Origin of the sequence: Klebsiella sp. GN_Kp190, assembly GCF_040061795.1 — a bacterium.
GTDB classification, from domain to species: Bacteria; Pseudomonadota; Gammaproteobacteria; order Enterobacterales; family Enterobacteriaceae; genus Klebsiella; species Klebsiella michiganensis.
This window is the reverse complement of the sequence record NZ_JBEAFN010000009.1, coordinates 204,072-220,614: the sequence shown is the minus strand read 5'-3', so window position 1 is coordinate 220,614 and position 16,543 is coordinate 204,072. Positions and strand designations below refer to the sequence as shown.

Annotated in this window: 16 protein-coding genes; 5 read left to right on the top strand and 11 right to left on the bottom strand. The window is 56.4% G+C overall.

All coding sequences use genetic code 11. From position 1 onward, the window contains the following. Positions 1-48: 48 nt before the first annotated feature. The 7 genes from bglG to ABLU67_RS07170 all read right to left on the bottom strand — a co-directional run bounded on the left by bglG (position 49) and on the right by ABLU67_RS07170 (position 7,131). On the bottom strand, positions 49-882 hold the full coding sequence (bglG, locus tag ABLU67_RS07200; protein ID WP_014230144.1) for a transcriptional antiterminator BglG: 834 nt from the start codon (positions 880-882) through the stop codon (positions 49-51). Positions 883-1,034: 152 nt separating this feature from the next. Then, positions 1,035-1,973: a tRNA dihydrouridine(16) synthase DusC gene (gene dusC / locus ABLU67_RS07195; RefSeq protein WP_348852228.1), complete on the bottom strand. Its 939-nt coding sequence runs from the start codon at positions 1,971-1,973 to the stop codon at positions 1,035-1,037. A gap of 173 nt (positions 1,974-2,146) precedes the next feature. Then, the gene (locus ABLU67_RS07190; RefSeq protein ID WP_348852227.1) at positions 2,147-3,340 is read right to left on the bottom strand and encodes a 3-hydroxybenzoate 6-monooxygenase; all 1,194 of its coding nucleotides are present in this window, start codon (positions 3,338-3,340) and stop codon (positions 2,147-2,149) included. Positions 3,341-3,348: 8 nt separating this feature from the next. Further along, positions 3,349-3,993 (bottom strand): maleylacetoacetate isomerase, encoded by a 645-nt coding sequence (gene maiA / locus ABLU67_RS07185; protein ID WP_048260740.1) that lies wholly within the window; start codon positions 3,991-3,993, stop codon positions 3,349-3,351. An 8-nt stretch (positions 3,994-4,001) separates the two neighbouring features. After that, positions 4,002-4,700 carry a fumarylacetoacetate hydrolase family protein gene (locus ABLU67_RS07180; protein ID WP_014230148.1) on the bottom strand — a complete coding sequence of 233 codons (699 nt, stop codon included), beginning with the start codon at positions 4,698-4,700 and terminating at the stop codon, positions 4,002-4,004. Positions 4,701-4,723: 23 nt separating this feature from the next. Further along, positions 4,724-5,761 (bottom strand): gentisate 1,2-dioxygenase, encoded by a 1,038-nt coding sequence (gene gtdA, locus ABLU67_RS07175; protein ID WP_014230149.1) that lies wholly within the window; start codon positions 5,759-5,761, stop codon positions 4,724-4,726. Between the two features lie 11 nt (positions 5,762-5,772). Next, a complete protein-coding gene (locus tag ABLU67_RS07170) occupies positions 5,773-7,131 on the bottom strand; it encodes an aromatic acid/H+ symport family MFS transporter (protein WP_049082278.1) in 1,359 nt (452 codons plus the stop codon). Between the two features lie 126 nt (positions 7,132-7,257). On the opposite strand from ABLU67_RS07170, the gene ABLU67_RS07165 reads away from it, so the two are divergent. The 5 genes from ABLU67_RS07165 to sanA all read left to right on the top strand — a co-directional run bounded on the left by ABLU67_RS07165 (position 7,258) and on the right by sanA (position 11,240). Further along, a complete protein-coding gene (locus ABLU67_RS07165) occupies positions 7,258-8,175 on the top strand; it encodes a LysR family transcriptional regulator (RefSeq protein WP_047723230.1) in 918 nt (305 codons plus the stop codon). Positions 8,176-8,296: 121 nt separating this feature from the next. After that, entirely contained in the window at positions 8,297-8,695 is a 399-nt protein-coding gene (locus ABLU67_RS07160; protein ID WP_014230151.1) for a CidA/LrgA family protein, read from the top strand. After that, entirely contained in the window at positions 8,692-9,387 is a 696-nt protein-coding gene (locus tag ABLU67_RS07155; protein ID WP_025106754.1) for a CidB/LrgB family autolysis modulator, read from the top strand. The genes ABLU67_RS07160 and ABLU67_RS07155 overlap by 4 nt, the downstream gene beginning before the upstream one ends. Positions 9,388-9,514: 127 nt before the next feature. Then, entirely contained in the window at positions 9,515-10,399 is an 885-nt protein-coding gene (cdd, locus tag ABLU67_RS07150) for a cytidine deaminase (protein WP_014839055.1), read from the top strand. Positions 10,400-10,523: 124 nt separating this feature from the next. Continuing rightward, a complete protein-coding gene (sanA, locus tag ABLU67_RS07145; RefSeq protein ID WP_004852661.1) occupies positions 10,524-11,240 on the top strand; it encodes an outer membrane permeability protein SanA in 717 nt (238 codons plus the stop codon). Between the two features lie 191 nt (positions 11,241-11,431). Here the strand turns inward: sanA and mglC are convergent, their stop codons facing one another. The 4 genes from mglC to galS all read right to left on the bottom strand — a co-directional run bounded on the left by mglC (position 11,432) and on the right by galS (position 16,408). Then, entirely contained in the window at positions 11,432-12,442 is a 1,011-nt protein-coding gene (mglC, locus tag ABLU67_RS07140) for a galactose/methyl galactoside ABC transporter permease MglC (protein ID WP_004852662.1), read from the bottom strand. A 15-nt stretch (positions 12,443-12,457) separates the two neighbouring features. Then, entirely contained in the window at positions 12,458-13,978 is a 1,521-nt protein-coding gene (gene mglA, locus ABLU67_RS07135) for a galactose/methyl galactoside ABC transporter ATP-binding protein MglA (RefSeq protein ID WP_049071642.1), read from the bottom strand. 119 nt (positions 13,979-14,097) lie between these two features. Then, positions 14,098-15,096: a galactose/glucose ABC transporter substrate-binding protein MglB gene (gene mglB / locus ABLU67_RS07130; RefSeq protein ID WP_014230154.1), complete on the bottom strand. Its 999-nt coding sequence runs from the start codon at positions 15,094-15,096 to the stop codon at positions 14,098-14,100. A gap of 289 nt (positions 15,097-15,385) precedes the next feature. Continuing rightward, on the bottom strand, positions 15,386-16,408 hold the full coding sequence (galS, locus tag ABLU67_RS07125) for an HTH-type transcriptional regulator GalS (RefSeq protein WP_014230155.1): 1,023 nt from the start codon (positions 16,406-16,408) through the stop codon (positions 15,386-15,388). Positions 16,409-16,543 lie beyond the last annotated feature (135 nt).

Sequence of the window (16,543 nt, the reverse complement as noted above, 5' to 3'; positions counted from 1 at the left end):
AACAATCCAGTTGTAGCGCGGGAGCTATGCGCCAGGCCCGATCGGCGCTTAGCGTCCCTCTTTTCTCACCCGCTCAATATGAATGGCGAGAAACATAATTTCTTCCGTCGTCAGCGGCCGCTGGTAGCTCTTTTGCAGGTGCCGGGCGACGGTTTCCGCACACTTCCACGCTTTAGGGTAGTTATCCTTTACCGCGCTGTGCAGCGTCACATCATCATCTTCGACCACCGTTCGCGTCAGCATACGCTGGGCGAAAAACTTGAGATGGGTGACAAAGCGCTGGTAGCTCAGCGACTCTTCGTCGTAGTTCAGCGTCAGCTGATACTTCACCAGTTGCAGGATCTCCTGCATGACCCGGGTGACGTGCATCACTTCCGGCATTTCGCTGTTGAGCTGCGCCGTGACCAGATGCAGGGCGATAAAACCCGCTTCATCTTCGGCCAGTTCAACCCCGAGCCGTTTGGCGATAATCGCCCGCGCTTCCTGCCCTAACTCAAATTCCTTCGGATACAGCCGCTTTATTTCCCACAGCAGCACATTACGAATAGCGATGCCCTTCTTCTGCCGCTCAATCGCAAAGTGGCAGTGATCGGTCAGGGTAATGTACAAACTATCCTGTAACTTACCGAGACGACCGCGCGCCAGATCGATGATCCGATCGCAGGTCGTCATCACTTCTAATGGTATCTGACTGAGTAATTCACCTAAACGGCCAACCAGTTCATCGCTCTGCAGCGCGAAGACCTTTTCAATTTTACTTTCATCAAGAGAGTCACCAACGCGTTTCTGAAAGGCAAGTCCTCGGCCCATGACCACCTGTTCGCGCTGCTGCTCATCAACAACCACCACTACATTATTATTAAGTACTTTGGCGATTTGCATATGAACCCCAAAAACAAAAAAACCTGACCCCGACGGATGCCAGGAAATCAGGTTTTGCCTGCCGGAGCAGTAACAATCGGTAGTGAGTATTTCACTGTCCGCCGGGTAATCTCAATGGGACAAGCTAAAAAATGTGATGCCGGTCAGATAGTTTAGCTACGCCAGTCGTTAATCGTGCGCGCTATGCTGGTTGAATCCTGTAGGGTGCGTACCGCGCTGAACAGGTCAGCCGCTTCCAGATACTCTTTACGCAAATAGCTCAGCCACTGTTTTATCCGCGCGACGTGATAAAGGCCGATGTCGCCCTGCTTTTCCAGACGGGTGTATTTTTGCAGCAGTTCGACCACCTGCGGCCAGGGCATACGCGGTTCGTTATATTTTATCACCCGGCTCAGGTTTGGAACGTTCAGCGCGCCGCGGCCAATCATCACCGCATCGCAGCCGGTCGCGGCCAGGCAATCCTGGGCGCTTTGCCAGTCCCAGATTTCACCGTTGGCCACCACCGGGATAGTCAGGCGCTGACGGATTTCGCCGATAGCCTGCCAGTCAATGCGCTCCGCTTTATAGCCATCCTCTTTGGTGCGGCCGTGAACCACCAGCTCGCTGGCGCCCGCCTGCTGGACCGCATCGGCAATTTCAAACCGCCGCTCGCCGCTGTCCCAGCCAAGCCGAACTTTTACCGTGACCGGCAGATGGCCGGGAACCGCCTCGCGCATCGCTTTGGCGCCGCGATAGATAAGCTCGGGATCTTTGAGCAGAGTCGCCCCGCCGCCGCTGCCGTTCACCAGTTTTGACGGGCAGCCGCAGTTAAGGTCAACGCCCCAGGAACCGAGTTCGACCGCGCGAGCGGCGTTTTCCGCCAGCCACTGCGGATACTGCCCGAGCAGCTGTACGCGCACGCGGGTGCCGGACGGCGTCAGGCTGTTGTTATGCAGTTCCGGACACAGTCTGTAGAACGATTTTACCGGCAGGAGCTGATCCACCACGCGCAAGAATTCGGTGATGCAGAGATCGTAATCATTTACTTCGGTCAGCAGCTCGCGCACCAGCGAATCGAGCACGCCTTCCATCGGCGCCAGTAATACACGCATATTGTTTTTTCATTGCCCGGAAAAAAGAGGCGCTATGTTAGCGCCTCTGGATGCGGGTTGAAAGGGGCCAAGATCGGTTTTCCCGGCGGCGGCGCTGCTGCTTCCCGGCTTGCGCTGCGCTTAGCCGGGCTACAAGGTCACCTCTGTCTGCGCCCCGGGAAATGCACAACCGCTTAACGTGGTTCCAGGCAGTTATCCTCTTTCCAGCCGTACAGCCACTCGATGCCGCGATAAAACTCGCTCTGGGTCTTGCCTTTCCACAGCAGGTTGCGTACCTGGCGCTCAACGCCGGCGGCGTGATAGACCCGCCCCATTTCACGCGTCGACCAGACGATCCGCGCGGTACGCGGAATACGTACCGAATCATACAGCGCGAAAGCGCGGGCGGCGTCGCCGTCGCACTGCGCCAGCGCTTTACCCAGCGTCACCGCGTCTTCCAGCGCCATACAGGCCCCCTGGGCCATATACTGCGCCACCGGGTGAGCGGCATCGCCAACCAGCGTGATGCGGTCGTTGCCCCATTTCTCTACCGGCTCACGATCGGCGGTGGACCAGCGCCGCCAGGAGGTCGGCTTATCCAGCATCTGCCGGGGACGCGGGTGAATGCCTTTAAAGTAGGAGAGCACCTCTTCTTTACTGCCGTCGCGCACGCCCCACTCTTCTTTCTCCCGGCTGTGGAAGGTCACCACCAGATTGTACTGCTTGCCGCCGCGCAGCGGATAATGCACCAGGTGGCAGTGCGGACCCGCCCACAGCACCGGCGCGTTAATGCGCAAATCGTCCGGCATATCGGCGGCGTCGACCACCGCGCGATAGACCACATGGCCGGTCACCCGCGGCGAATCGCCCAGCAGGCTCTGGCGTACAACCGACTTACCGCCGTCGCAGCCGATCAGGATATCCGCCGTCCAGCTGTTGCCTTTGTCATCGAAAACCGTCACGTCATCGGCGGTCTGGCGGATATCCACCACCTGGGTCGAGGTGCGATACTCCACGGCCGGATGGGTCAGCGCCGCTTCCCAGACGGTGGCGTGGATGTCTACCCGGTGGATCACCGCATACGGCCCGCCAAAATGGTCGCGGAACGCCTGTCCGGTCTCAATATGCACCACCTCTTCGCCGCTTACCGCATCCATCATGGTGATATGGTCGGTAAATACCGCCCGCTGGCGGGCGACTTCGCCGACGCCGAGGCTGTCCAGCGCCGAGAACGCGTTAGGGCCAAGCTGGATCCCCGCGCCGATTTCACCGATTTCATGCGCCTTTTCCAGCAGCATCACTTTGATGCCCTGGCGCGCCAGAGAGAGCGCCGTGGCCGCTCCACCAATACCACCGCCGACAATAATTGCTCGCATCACTTTTGCCATGTTGCCTCCTAAGCCGGGATCTTATCTTGTTGGTTTTCCGGCGCGGCGGCGATAAACGCCGGTAGCCGGGTGCAGGCGTCATAGACCGCCTGGCAGCGCGGATAGTGGCTGAGATCGCAGCCCATTCTCAGCGCGTTGGCCCACTGCGGTACCAGACAGCAGTCTGCCAGGGTGGGCGCATCGCCCACGCAAAAATCGCCGGATTTCGCGTGGCGCAATAGCTGCTCGACGGCGCTGAATCCCTGCTGGATCCAGTGCGCATACCAGCGCTTTTTCTCCTCTTCGCTTACCTTCAGTTCGTCGCTGAGGTAGCGTAAAACGCGCATGTTGTTTATTGGATGAATATCGCAGGCGATGGCGTAAACGATCTCCAGGACCCGCATCCGCGCGCTGTCCTCCTGGGGCAGCAGCAGCGGCTGCGGATAGTGCCGATCCAGCCAGTCGGCAATCGCCAGCGACTGGCCGAGAGATTCACCATCATCAGTAATCAACGTTGGCACCAGGCCAACCGGATTCAGCCGCCGGTACTCCAGCGCGTTCTGCTGACCGATGCGGATATTGACGCCCACGCTCTGGTAGTCGATGCCTTTCAGCGCCAGCGCGATGCGCACGCGGTAGGAGGCTGAGCTATTGAAAAAACTGTACAGCTTCATCATTCACCTCACACCACGCGCACGGCGATTGGCGTCAGTCCATCTACGTTGCCGGTGATGACATCGCCTTTCACCACCGCGCCGACGCCTTCCGGCGTGCCGGTGAAAATCAGATCGCCGGGCTGCAGCTCAAAGAAGCCGGAAAGATAGCTGATGGTTTCATTGACCGACCAGATCAGGTGACGAATATCGCTGCGCTGATGATCTTCCCCGTTTACCTGCAGCCAAATTCCGGCCTGGTTCACGTCCGCCGTATCCGCTTTATGCAGCGGCGCAATCGGCGCGGAAAGGTCAAAAGCTTTGCCAATCTCCCACGGACGGCCCATCTGGCGCATCTCCATCTGGCGATCGCGGCGGGTCATATCCAGCCCCGTGGCATAGCCCCAGATATACTCATGGGCCTGCTCCAGCGGGATATCGCTTCCCCGCTTGCCAATCGCCACCACCAGTTCAATTTCGTAGTGATAGTTGTCGGTTTGCGTCGGATACGGTAACTCCAGCGTCTCTCCCGCAGCGACGGGCACCACCGCATCGGCTGGCTTACAGAAGAAAAACGGCGGTTCGCGATCCGGGTCAAAGCCCATTTCACGCGCGTGAGCGGCGTAGTTGCGGCCCACGCAGTAAACGCGGCGCACCGGGAACTGCTCATCGCTGCCGACAACCGGAACGCTAATCGGGGCCTGGGGTGCAAAAACGTATTGAGTCATGATGGATTCCTTATTCTTCATTTTTAATAACGCGCTTCGCGGAACAGGCCGAGCGCTTCCTGCACGGGACGGTCCGAAAAGCTGAATAACACGGTATCTTCGGCAGAGTTAAAAGAGACGGCGTGCCAGGTCGGCACCACGAAGATATCTTTTGCCTGGAAGGCGAAGGTCTGTTCGCCAATGGTGACCTGGCCGCTACCTTCCACCACGTGATAGATAGTGCTGTCGGTGGTTTTCGCCGCGCGTGAGGTAAACCCTTTCGGTAACAGCTGCAGGAAGGCGCCCATCGACGGCATCGGATAGCCGCCGGTAACCGGGTTGACGTAGCGCATTTTATAGCCGTCCCACTCGTCGGCATCGCCCATACGCGTCAGGTCGTGCAGCGCTTCGCGGCTGCGGTCGTAGCGATAGTTAAAGATGGGCGAAGAGTTACCGACCTGATGGCGCAGCGGCAGCATATTGGCGGCGTAGCGCGGCAGGTAGTCTCCCTCTTTGCGGGTCACCGGCTGCTGATCTTCCGGGTAATCCTCAGCGAAGCCGCAGCCCAGATAGTTCACCAGCGGCAGGTCGAGGCCGTCGAGCCAGACCACCGGCTCATTGCCGGGATTGCCGTGATCGTGCCAGCGCCACTGCGGCGTCAGAATAAAGTCACCGGCGCGCATGGCGGTGCGTTCGCCATCGACGGCGGTAAATGCCCCTTCACCTTCAACCACAAAGCGCAGCGCCGACTGGTTATGACGGTGGCTCGGCGCCACTTCGCCGGGCATAATCAGCTGTAATCCGGCGTACAGCGAGGAGGTAATCGATGACTGTCCGCGCAGCGCCGGGTTCTCCAGCACCAGCACGCGGCGTATCGCCTCTTTCGCGCCAATCAGCTCGCCGCTTTTCATCAGCAGCGGGCGAATCTCCTGATAATTCCAGTAGGCCGGGGCGCAGGTGGCATTCGGCGTTTTCGGCACCAGGTGGTGCAGGGATTCCCAAAGCGGCGTCAGGTTTTGTCCGGAAATATGCTGATAGTACTGCTGACGGTCTTTATTGATTTCCATTGAAGATTGAGTCATGAGCGTTCTCCTTATTTATTCACGATGCCAGCAGAAGGCAACGCGGCAGGTACAGATGTTGGGTTGCGGACGGCAAGCGTCAGCAGGACAAGCATCACGGCGCTAACGACGGCCGGTACTGCGATAACAAAAAACAGGGTGTCAAAAGAGAAATTCATCGCCATCATCACGCCGCCGGAGAGCGAGCCGACGATGGCGCCGCAGCGGCCGACCGCGTTTGACCAGCTCACCCCGGTCGCGCGGCTTTGGGTGGGATACAGCGTAGCGGTTAGCGCATTCAGCCCCACCTGCGAGCCGCTGATGCCAATCCCGGTGCCGAAAATCGCCAGCGCCATCAGCCACAGGCCGTTCTCGCTCAGGCCAATCATGACGATACAGACCGCCCCCAGGCCGTAGCTCAGAGCCAGCACCCGATAGGGATTGAAGCGATCCATCAGCACGCCGAGCAGCAGCGCGCCAAAGGTGCCGCCAATCTGGAAGGCGGCGGTGACCCACGAAGCGTGCTGTAAATCAATCCCGCGGTGGTTAAGCAGCGTCGGCATCCAGCTGGAGAGCAGATAGATAATCAACAGGCTCATAAAGAACACCACCCATAGCATTAAGGTGATGGCCAGCTGGCGACCGGCGAACAGCTGGCTGATGCTGCCCTTCGCCCCTGCGGCAGGCTCATCAAGCCAGAAATGGGTATCGGTATAGCGTTCGCCGGTTATGGCACTAACGTTTTTGGCAATCACCGCCTGCGGGAGCTGGCGACGGATCTGCCAGCGCGGAGATTCGGGAAGCAGCGGTATCAGCGCCACCGCCAGCAGCAGCGGCAAAACGCCGCCCAGTACCAGAATACCGTGCCAGCCAATCAGCGGGACCAGCTGCGCGCTGACCACGCCGCCGAAGGCCGAGCCGAGGGTGAATCCACAAAACATCAGGGTCACCAGCGCCCCGCGCCGCCGGGCGGGCAGATATTCCGAGGTCATGGTAATGGTATTAGGCATCGCGCCACCGAGGCCGAGACCGGTCAGAAAACGCAGGAACACCAGCATCTGTAGATCGGGGGCAAACGCGGAAAGCAGGCTGAACAGGCCGAACAGCGCGACGCAGAACTCAATCACCCGTTTGCGGCCAAAGCGGTCGGAGAGCGGACCGCAGAGCAGCGCCCCGGCGGTCAGGCCCAGCAAGCCTGCGCCAAATAGCGGCGCGAGGTCACCGGCGGTTAATTGCCAGTGGCTGCGGATATCCGGCGCAATAAAACCAATCGCGGCGGTATCGAAGCCATCAAGCATCACCACCAGGAAACAGCAGATAATCACGCGCCACTGCCGGGCGCCGACCGGCGCAGCGTTGAGTAGTTTTTGTAGTTCAAGTCGTTGAGTCATGATTATGCCTCAGAGCAGGTAGGGGTAGATGTTGTATTTATTTCTTTTATGTTGCGAGTTTGTAACTCTGGCAATGAAATGTACAATGGTATTTCGGGCATAGACATAACCTGGAGGTTATCGCTGATGGCAGACTGGACGCAGAAACTGAAGCTGCACCATTTACAGATGCTGGTGGCGCTGGGGGAGCAAGGCAATCTCACGCAGGTGGCGAAAATGATGAACATTACTCAGCCCGCGCTCTCCAAATGGCTCAGCCAGTTTGAAGACGAAGTCGGCATGGTTTTGTTCGAACGCCACAGCAAAGGTCTGCGCCCGACCGAAGGCGGAAAGCTGCTGCTTCAGCACGCCCAGCGGCTGATTAACGATATGTCGCGTTCGCAGTATGAAATCGAGCGTTTTAAACAGGGCGGACAGGTGGGCAGCCTGATGATCGGCTGTTCGCCGGTGGCGACCGACTGCGTCTCACAGGCGATCCTCGAACTGCTGAAAGAGATGCCGACCCTGCACCTGAATATCGAAGAGAAAGTGATGACGCCGCTGCTTAACGACCTGCTCGCCGGCGTGGTGGATGTCGTCGTCGGGCGCGTCGGCGGGCGGGCGCTGGAGCTGCCGCTGAGCTACCGGGTGCTCTACACCGAACCGGTCTGTTTTGTCGCCCGCCCCGATCACCCGCTGGCCCAGAAATCGCGATTAAGCTGGGCTGACCTCTCTCCGTGGCGCTGGATCGTCTGGCCCACCGGCACGCCAATTCGCCTGAGCATCGACAACGCGCTGGTGGATAACGGCGTGATGCTGCCGGAAAACACCATTGAGTCCGCCTCGATGAACGTCACCAGCAATCTGCTGCAGAGCAGCGATATGGTCTCGATTCTCTCACTGCGCCTGGCGCAGCGCTACGCGGCCCAGCGCCAGCTGGCGATTCTTAATTTGCCGCGCATTGAACAAAAAGGTAGCGTTGGGGTGTTCTGGCGAAAAAGTGAAGCGCCGTCGCTGGCGCTGAGCCGATTTCTCCATTGCCTGTCCCTGCAATCTTCACTCTGACCGTCGCCCGGTCCGGTGTTCACGGTCTCTATCGCAGGTATGCGCAGAATTCATGATGTGATCGGTAGCACATTTTTGGCTTTAATTGTATGATGAATGCGGTTCATCAAGGGTTATTACCATGAGTAAATCACTGATTATTATCTGGCAGTATCTGCGCGCTTTCGTGCTCATCTACGCCTGCCTGTATGCGGGCATTTTTCTCTCTTCGCTCCTGCCAATCGCGATTCCCGGCAGCATTATTGGCATGTTGATTCTGTTTTTTCTGCTGGCGCTGCAAATCTTGCCTGCACAGTGGGTCAACCCCGGCTGCAACATCCTGATTCGCTATATGGCGCTGCTGTTTGTACCTATTGGCGTCGGCGTCATGCAGTACTGGGATTTACTGCGCGCGCAGTTTGGCCCGGTGGTGGTCTCCTGCGCGATAAGCACGCTGGTGGTCTTTTTAGTGGTCAGCTGGAGTTCACACCTGGTTCACGGTGAGCGCAAAGTGGTTGGGCAAAAAGGAAGTGAAAAATGATCCATGAAATCTGGTGGTCGCTGCCGTTAACCCTGGCCGTCTTTTTCCTTGCCCGCAGGCTGGCGGCGCGGTTTAAATTTCCGCTTCTCAACCCGCTGCTGGTCGCGATGGTGGTGCTGATACCTTTTCTGCTGATTACCGGCATCTCCTACGAGCGCTATTTCCAGGGCAGCAAAATTCTTAACGACCTGCTGCAGCCGGCGGTGGTGGCGTTGGCCTTTCCTTTGTATGAGCAGCTGCACCAAATCCGCGCCCGCTGGAAGTCAATCATCACCATCTGCTTTATCGGCAGCGTGGTGGCGATGGTCACCGGCACTACCGTTGCCCTGATGATGGGCGCAACCCCGCAGATTGCCGCCTCTATTTTGCCGAAATCGGTGACGACACCGATTGCCATGGCGGTGAGCAGCAGCATTGGCGGGATCCCGGCGATCAGCGCGGTCTGCGTTATTTTCGTCGGCATTCTCGGCGCGGTCTTTGGCCACACCCTGCTGAACGTGATGCGCATCCGCACCAAGGCCTCGCGCGGGCTGTCGATGGGTACCGCATCCCACGCCCTGGGGACCGCCCGCTGCGCTGAGCTCGACTATCAGGAAGGGGCGTTCAGCTCGCTGGCGCTGGTGCTTTGCGGGATTATTACCTCGCTGGTCGCGCCGTTTTTGTTTCCGCTCATTTTAGCAGTGGTTGGGTAAATGTGATTTAAGTCACACTTTTAAATGCAACACGAATTAGTTGCAATGACAATGAGATGTTTATCACATATACAGGTTGTAACCACCCGTACACTAGATTTCCATTACATTGTTATGAGGCAACGCCATGCACCCACGTTTTCAAGCTGTTCTTCCCCAACTGGCGGCGGACCTGCAAGCGGCCATCGCCCCGATGCTGGCCGACCCGCATTTCCCGGCCCTGCTGAATGCAGACCAGGTGGCAGCGCTGCAAAGCGCGACGGGGCTGGATGAAGACGCGCTGGCCTTTGCTTTGCTGCCGCTGGCGGCGGCCTGCGCGCGGGCCGATCTGTCGCATTTTAACGTCGGCGCGATTGCCCGCGGCATCAGCGGTACCTGGTACTTCGGCGGCAATATGGAATTTCTCGGCGCCACCATGCAGCAAACCGTGCACGCCGAACAAAGCGCCATCAGCCACGCCTGGCTGCGCGGCGAAAAATCCCTGCGGGCGATTACCGTGAACTACACCCCCTGCGGCCACTGTCGTCAGTTTATGAACGAATTGAACAGCGGCCTGTCGCTGCGCATCCACCTCCCCGGGCGCGAAGCGCATTCGCTGCAGCACTATTTGCCGGACGCTTTCGGCCCGAAAGATCTGGACATAAAAACCCTGCTGATGGATGAGCAGGACCACGGCTTCCCGCTCAGCGGCGACGCGCTGGCTCAGGCGGCGATTCAGGCGGCCAACCGTTGCCATATGCCTTACAGCAACTCACCATCCGGCGTTGCGCTGGAGCTGAAAGACGGTACCCTTTTCACCGGTAGCTATGCCGAAAACGCCGCCTTTAACCCGACGCTGCCCCCGCTGCAGGGTGCGCTGAATCTGCTGAGCCTCAACGGATACGATTACCCGGATATCCAGCGCGCGATCCTGGCCGAGAAGGCCGATGCGGCGCTTATCCAGTGGGACGCCACCGCGGCGACGCTGAAGGCGCTGGGCTGCCATAATATCGATCGCGTACTGTTAGGTTAGTCACATTCTGCGGGCCAGACGGCCCGCGCTGTTGAAAATCCCCGCAATTAAACGACGGTTTCTTGCGCTTGCCCGACGGGTAAAGTAGCCTGAAGCTTCCTTCGTCCACTATTGAGCCAGGTCCATGTTAAAGCGTGTGTTATACAGCCTGTTAGTCCTGTTCGGCTTGCTGCTGTTAACCGTGTTGGGACTCGACCGCTGGATGAGCTGGAAAACCTCTCCCTATATTTACGATGAGCTACAGGACCTGCCCTACCGCCAGGTCGGCGTCGTGCTCGGTACCGCCAAGTACTACCGTACCGGGGTTATCAACCAATATTATCGTTACCGGATTCAGGGCGCGCTGAACGCCTACAACAGCGGCAAGGTGAACTATCTGCTGCTCAGCGGCGATAACGCGCTGCAAAGCTATAACGAGCCGATGACCATGCGCCGCGATTTAATTAAAGCCGGCGTCGATCCGGCGGATATTGTGCTGGACTATGCGGGTTTCCGTACGCTCGATTCGATTGTCCGCACCCGTAAGGTCTTCGATACTAACGACTTTATTATTATTACCCAACGCTTCCACTGCGAGCGCGCGCTGTTTATTGCCCTGCATATGGGGATTCAGGCGCAGTGCTACGCGGTGCCGTCGCCGAAGGATATGTGGAGCGTTCGCCTGCGCGAGTTCGGCGCCCGCTTCGGCGCTCTGGCGGATCTCTATATTTTTAAACGCGAACCGCGCTTTTTAGGCCCGCTGATCCCGATTCCCGCGCTGCAGGAAGTTCCCGACGGCGCGCAGTCCTATCCGGCGGTCACGCCGCAGCAGCTGCTGGAGCTGCAGAAAAAAGAGAAGTAAAGCCTCCATAAAGTGAGCGTGATAACTGGCGTCTTATCGAGCGGGAATACTTTTCTGATTACGCGAGTGAGTATCGGGATACTGAGGATAGATACCCTGAATAATTCGAGTGGCAGGAAGGCGGCAAATTATCATCCAGAAAATGCAAAAGGCAGACGCCTGAACTGACGCCTGCCTTCATTCACTAATCGTTACTTCTTCCGCGCATACTTCAGCGAATCCAGCGCCACGGCGAAGATGATAATCGCCCCTTTGATAATGTACTGCCAGTACGGGTTCACGCCGATATAGGTCAGACCGTAGTTGATGACGGTGAAGATTATCACCCCGGTCACCACGCCAAATACGGTACCGACGCCGCCGCTGAACGATACGCCGCCGACCACGCAGGCGGCAATCGCATCCAGTTCATACATAAAGCCAAGGTTGTTGGTCGCCGAACCGATACGTCCGGCTTCCAGCAGCCCGCCGAACGCGTAGAACACGCCGGAGAGCGCATAAATCATCAGCAGGTTCAGGGCGACGTTGACGCCGGAGACCTTCGCCGCTTCCGGGTTACCGCCGATAGCAAAAATGTTTTTACCAAAGCGGGTCTTGTTCCACAGGATCCATACGAAGAACACGGCAATCAGCGCATAGAAGGTGATATACGACAGGCGGAATGAGCCCAGCGCGATAAACCCCTGGGCAAACTGCGAGAAGTGGCTATCGAAGCCGGAAATCGGCGACGCGCCAACAAAGTCGTAATACAGGGAGTTGATACCGTAAACGATGATCATCGTGCCGAGGGTGGTGATAAACGGCGTCACGTTCAGGTAAGCGATGATAATACCGTTGATAAGACCAATGACCGCGCCGATCGCACACACCAGCAGGATAACCAGCGGGATCGGCATCGTAGCCATCTCCGGGAACACCTTATTGGCATTGTCCACCGCCTGCAGCATCGTGGCGGCGATAACCGCCGCCAGGCCGACCTGGCGTCCGGCTGAAAGGTCGGTTCCCTGGGTGACAATAAGTCCGGCCACGCCGAGAGCGATAATAATACGCACCGAAGACTGGGTCAGAATATTACTTAAGTTCAGCAAACTTAAGAAAGTCGGATCCTGGAAAATAATAATGGCCAGCAATACTAAAAGAACCACGTAAATCCCACCTTCTTTCAAATAGGTGAGAAAACTCTTTTTATTTAACGCACTCATGAGGAGCCCCTGATCTTAAAGGTGCAACGACGCAAGACGGAGAATTTCGTTTTGCGTGGTGGTTTTAGTCTCAACAATTCCGGCAACAAGACCATTGCTCATTACCAGAATACGGTCAGTAATACCCAGCAGCTCCGGCATCTCGGAGGAAATAATAATGATTCCTTTGTCTTTTTTTGCCAGCTCGGCGATCAGCTGGTAAATTTCGAACTTCGCCCCAACGTCAATGCCGCGCGTGGGTTCATCGAGCATCAGAATTTCCGGCTGGGTCAATAGCCAGCGACCGATAATCACTTTTTGTTGGTTACCACCGGACAACGAACCAATTTGCGTGTGCTGCCCCGGGGTTTTCACGCGCATCGAATCAATCACCCATTGGGTATCGCTTTTCATGCGTGAATTATCCAGCAATCCGACCTTATTCTTGTATTTCTTAATATTGGAGATCAGCGAGTTAAAACCGATATCCAGGTAGGCATAAATTCCCGTCGAACGGCGCTCTTCGGTCACCAGCGCAAAGCCATGGTTGATGGCTTCATTGGCATTATGGTTATTAATCTTCTTACCGTGCAGCTTGATCGTCCCGCTGGCCTTCTCGCGAATACCAAATAACGTCTCCACGATATCGGTACGTTTCGCGCCAACCAGTCCGGCAATCCCCAGGATTTCGCCTTTGTGCAGATCGAAAGAGACATCGCGAATCGATGGCTGGCGCAGTGAGGTTAAATTGCGCACCTCAAGAATTACCTCACCCGGCTTATTCTCCTTGTTCGGGAAGCGCTGATTGAGGGAGCGGCCCACCATCATCGCGATGATCTTATCCATATCCAGCCCTTCCAGCGGCTGGGTGGCAATCCACTGGCCGTCGCGCAGGATGGTAATTTCATCGCACAGCTGGAAGATCTCTTCCATTTTGTGGGAAATATAGACTATGCCGCAGCCGCGCTCTTTCAGCTTGCGGATAATTTTAAACAGATGGTTGACCTCTTTTTCGGTTAACGAAGAAGTCGGCTCATCCATAATCACAATTTTGGCGTTATAGGAAAATGCCTTCGCAATTTCAATCATCTGCATTTGCGATACCGATAGCGTTCCGACGCGAGCGCGCGGGTCGATATCAATATCCAGCTCATCGAAAATCGCTTTGGTATCACGATACATTTTGTCCTGATCGACAAACATGCCTTTGGTGGGATAACGCCCCAGCCACATGTTGTCCATTACCGAACGTTGCAATACCAGGTTTAATTCCTGATGAACCATTGAAATACCGTTTTCCAGGGCTTCTTTTGCCGAATGGAAATCGATCTCTTGTCCCTGAAAAAGAATACTGCCGGAATCTTTTTGATAGATTCCAAATAGGCATTTTAATAATGTAGATTTGCCCGCGCCGTTCTCCCCCATTAACGCGTGAATAGAGTGGGGACGAACCTTGAGGTTCACATTATCGAGAGCCTTGACGCCAGGAAACGATTTGTTGATGTTGCTCATTTCCAACAAATATTCGCCTGACCGTTCGCTATTATTGCTGACCATAGTTATACCTGGCTGCGTGCGTGCATACCCCAGCCGACGCATTAACGACGAGCCGGGACGGGTTCTGTATCAGGAATAATCGGGCGTACAAGCGCGTACGCCCGCAGCTTATTAAGCGATTACTTACCGATAAATTCGCTCAGATTATCTTTATCAACGCCAACGTACGGTACGCGGACAATCTTATTATCAATTTTCCATTGAGTACCGGCAGCCGGTTCTTTTCCATCGGCCAGGTTTTTCGCCAGATCGAAGGTGGCTTTCGCCTGGTTGTTGGCATCGTTCAGTACGGTACCCGCCATAGCCCCGGATTTAACCAGCGCTAACGCTTCCGGCAGCGCATCGACGCCGAATACCGGGATGCTGCTCTTATTGTGGGCCTTCAGCGCTTCTACCGCGCCCATTGCCATCGCATCGTTGTTAGCGATAACGACTTCAATTTTGTTGGCGTTCGGGCCAGACAGCCAGGCATCCATCTTATCTTTCGCCTGTGCGGTGTCCCACATGGCGGTGTCTAACGCCAGCTGCTGGGTTTTGAAGCCCTTGTCGTTCAGCTCTTTAATCACGTAGGTGGTACGCGCTTCCGCATCCGGATGGCCCGGCTCGCCCTTCAGCAGGACAAACTGAATCTGGCCGTCTTTATTCAGATCCCAGTTCGGGTTCGCTTTCCAGTGCTTGGCAATCAGGTCACCCTGAATCACGCCGGACTCTTTTGAGTCGGTACCGACGTAGTACGCTTTATCGTAGCTATCCAGCGCCTTGCGGGAAGGTTCTTTGTTAAAGAACACCACCGGCACGTTCTGGCCACGCGCTTTATCGATGACCGTCCCCGCCGCCGCCGGGTCAACCAGGTTAATCGCCAGCGCCTTCACCCCTTTTGCCAGCAGGACGTCAATCTGATCGTTCTGCTTGGACTGGTCGTTTTGCGAGTCATTCATCAGCAGCTGAACATCCGGCGCTGATTTGCCATCTTTTTCAATTGCCTTACGCACCACCGACATAAAGTTGTCGTCGTATTTATAAATCGTCACGCCGATACGGGTATCTGCTGCGTGAGCCGCGGCGCCAAATAACATGCTAGCCATTACAGCAGACAGGGTTAACACCTTCTTATTCATGGAATCTCCGGTTTTATTATGCAGGGTCTTTGGTGTGAAAATGGCTGGCGAGCGTTACATTTATGTTACTGCACAGCGACATTCACGACTGTAATTCTGTCTTCCGTGTAGGGTAACGCTCCTGAAAAACGGCTTTATTAATCGTTTAACCGCCGATTACTGCTGTAAAAGTGATTAATCACCGTGACATAGTATGTTCAGACTTGTAAACGCAGCAATCATAGTCAGCTTAATGTTAACAAACTGTGAAATCACTCACATATTGAAAGCGGTTACATCAGGCAGATAATTAGTTAGTGATCGGCCCCACAATTTGCCTCTGCGCCACCGAATGTCGGCGCACCAGCGTCGGCATAAAGCAGTGGCTGGCGTCACGATCCAGCTTTCCCGCCGCGCCCTGTAGCGCCAGCTCTGTCGCCAGTTTCGCCATCGACATAATCGGATAACGGACCGTTGTCAGCTGCGGGTCGGTGTAACGGGAAATGGGGATATCATCAAAACCGATCAGCGAAAGATGCTGTGGTACGGCAATGCCGTTATCTTTAAGCGTCGTGAGCGCGCCGGCCGCCATACTGTCGTTGTAGGCGAAAACCGCGCTCAGACCAAGGTTGCGCCCCAGCAGTTCGACCATCGCCGCCTCACCGCCCTGCATATCCGGCGACCCGGATCCCACCCAGCTTTCGGGAGCGACAATGCCGTGTTCATGTAACGCCCTTAACCACCCTTCTCGCCGTAAATCATCATCTTCAATGCCGTGATTGGAAGAGAGGTAGCCGATGCGCTGGTGACCATGATTGAGCAGCATGCGGGTCGCCATCAGCGCGCCGCTGACGTTATCCAGCCCAACGCAGCGGTGGGCATATCCCGGCACGATGCGGTTAATCAGCACCATTCCCGGCATATGCTCCATAAAATCCCCCAGCTCCGCGTCGCTCAGCGCTTTAGAGTGGACGATCAGCGCTGAACAGCGCTGGCGAATCAGCACCTCAATGGCGTTACGCTCTTTTTCCGCTTCATGATAGCTATTGCCGATAAGCACATATTTCTGATGCTGCTGGGCGACGGTATCAACCGCTTTGACCAGCGCGCCAAAAAAGGCGTCCGACACGTCCATCACGACCACGCCGATGGTATCGCTGACCTGCGTCGCCAGCGCCTGCGCGTTGGCGTTTGGCCGATAGCCCAACAGCGTTACCGCCTTCATTACCGCTTCTCGCGTATCCGGGCTCACCAGCGCGCTGTTATTCAGCACGCGCGAAACCGTCGCGACGGAAACACCCGCCTGGCGGGCGACATCACGAATGGTGATCATACTCACCGACCTGTAGAGCATTGCAGTACGTCACACTCACCTCCTGTGTTCAGCAAGGAGGCTATTCTGGCAGCGACGTGCCGTACGCTACGTGAGTGAGGTCACAGGGATGGAAACGGTTACATCCATTTTGTT